General features: G+C 60.0%; 2 protein-coding genes. Both read right to left on the bottom strand.

Annotated features, from left to right (window positions below):
- Positions 1 to 918, bottom strand: a 918-nt coding sequence (locus tag Q9Q40_09655) for a transposase (GenBank protein MDQ7007487.1), incomplete at its 3' end; no start/stop codon positions are given.
- A 939-nt stretch (positions 919 to 1,857) separates the two neighbouring features.
- Positions 1,858 to 2,292 (bottom strand): hypothetical protein (locus Q9Q40_09650; protein MDQ7007486.1); only part of this gene is annotated, 435 nt, incomplete at its 5' end.

The raw sequence follows: 2,292 nt of genomic DNA, 5'->3' as shown, positions 1-2,292 counted from the left end.
CCGTGCGATCACCGCCCACAGCGTCTCGATCGGGCTCAAGTCGGGGCTGTTCGGTGGCCAGTTCTTCAGCACCCTGATGCCACGGTTCTCGAACCACCCGTTGCGCTCCGCCTTCTTGTGCCCAGCGGCACCGTCTTGCTGGAACACAAGGTGCGCGTCACGCACTGCCTTCGCATGCACGTCGATGACCTTCACGTAAGACGCTTCGTTGATCTTGATGGCGGCGGAGTTCGTCGTGCTGTCGCGCGGGATGCGCACGATGCGGCGGAAGTTGAAACCGACGGCAGCCCACACCATGATCTTGTGACCGTGCTGGTCGCGTCGGCGGTGTGGAATATCGTCACCCTTGCGGGCCCAGTAAACCTCCCTGCCGTCGTCCGAGTCGAACCACTTCTCGTCCGTGAATGCGATTTCCTCGAGCAAGAAGGGCAGAGGCCGCACAGGGTACAAGAGGCCACGCGCAAATTCCACACGGAGCCGAAGGTGCCTCTCAGTAAAACGAGGCCCGTTGCGCTTCATGTAAGGCTTCATCGCGGCCCCCTTCAGGTCACGACGGATGGTCGCAGCGGAAACCTTCGCACGCCCGATGTTGTGGAGAAGCTTCTTGTCCTGGTTGATGTAGCGGGCCACCTTCGTGGGCGAGTTGACGGGCATAGTCACGATCAAGGCAGTTTTGACGCTGAAGCCAAGCGGCGAGGAGCGCCGTGCGGTGCGAATCACTTTCGTCCGAAGAAGGCTTTCGGCCATCTCCGCACGTCGCGTGCGCACGAGCGCGCGCTTGGTCGAAAGCTCGGTCGGCTTGCGGGTTCGTTTGGAAGGGGGTTCGGGTCGCTTCATCCAAGCACGGACAGTGGCGGGCGAAACCTTGACGAGCTTGGGGATCTGTTCAGCGTTTTCCCCCTGGGACATGTGAACCATGATCGCCCCTTAGATAACGTCTGTCATAATCATGCTGCCTACGCATTTGAAGCCGATCGCGGAGAAAGCACAGTGTCACGCCAAGCGCTGCAAGATCGAATGTGGTCAAGGTGGAGGGCCAGACCACGGTAACGGGTCAACGGTCGCAGTCTTGCCTACACCAACGGTTGCCGAGAGCGTCTTGCCACGCTTTCTGTGCGGAAAAAGTCTCTTGAATACGATGACATTCGTGCGGACTTCCAACGGCGTTCCATGCCACCACACGCCAGACGCGTCACGGAAGCGCATGAACCCGGCCTTGGGTGGCAGCGGGCAATGGCGTGCGGAGAGCTTCCGTTCGGGCCAATCGTGTTTACCAGCGTGGGAAGCTGCTGAATCAGCCGCCCGCACAGCTTTGGTACGACTTGTGCGGTGCTTGTGGACCGCCTTGTGGTTTGCTTTGGTCTTTAACGCCTTGGAAACACAGTCGTTTGCCCTCGCCCGGGAAGGGCTGCATCTGCGGGTTTGGGACGCCGTTGAAACAGGAACGGGCTTGCTCCTGGTCCTGGCGCCAAGGCGGTCCAAGCGCAGCCTCGTTTGGGACGCTGGCTCCCAACTTCCGGAGCCGGCCGCAGGCATAATAGACAGAGTTTGGGGTAGTTGTTTCCAAAAAAAATGGCGACCAGAGGGGGGAAAACAGCAATTTTTCGACCCCCCGAAACCCAACGTAATTGGTAGGGACGGGCCGGGGGCGCACGAAAAACACGCCCCAGGAGCGGAAGCGCGCCCTACATTGGTTCATATCGACACTGGGGCCATAAAAACAGGGGGGAAACTCTGCTGTCAATGTAGCGTCCCAGGCCTTGCATCGGGGCCAAAGAAAGACCTTGCCAAAATGACACCATACCATGGAATGGACGATGTCGCTTTCCGAGCAATGTAAAGCTTCGCCGAAAAAGGTCACTTTTTCGACTTTTTCCCCGCCTCCTTCGCTGCCTTGGCCGCTGCTGTGGCAGTTTTCTTCGCCGCGAGACGCTTCTTCCTCAGTGCGCGCGAAACGATCGCTCCGATGTGCTCCCGCTTCACCACCTCCTCGCGTGTCACGAGCTTGCCCCCCAGGCCAACGCACGCCTCGAGCCGCGACGAGAACTCACACACCAGGTTGTTCAGCTTCTCCACCGGGAACACGTTGAAGTGGTGCTCGACGAACCTCCACAGGTCGTCCTCGCCGAAGGGCGCACGTGCAGACACCTCCCGTGCGATCACCGCCCACAGCGTCTCGATCGGGCTCAAGTCGGGGCTGTTCGGTGGCCAGTTCTTCAGCACCCTGATGCCACGGTTCTCGAACCACCCGTTGCGCTCCGCCTTCTTGTGCCCAGCGGCACCGTCTTGCTG

This window comes from Acidobacteriota bacterium, from assembly GCA_030949985.1.
Classification (GTDB): Bacteria; Acidobacteriota; Polarisedimenticolia; order J045; family J045; genus JALTMS01.
Note: the sequence above shows the minus strand (reverse complement) of the source record. Positions and strands in the feature narration are given on the sequence as shown.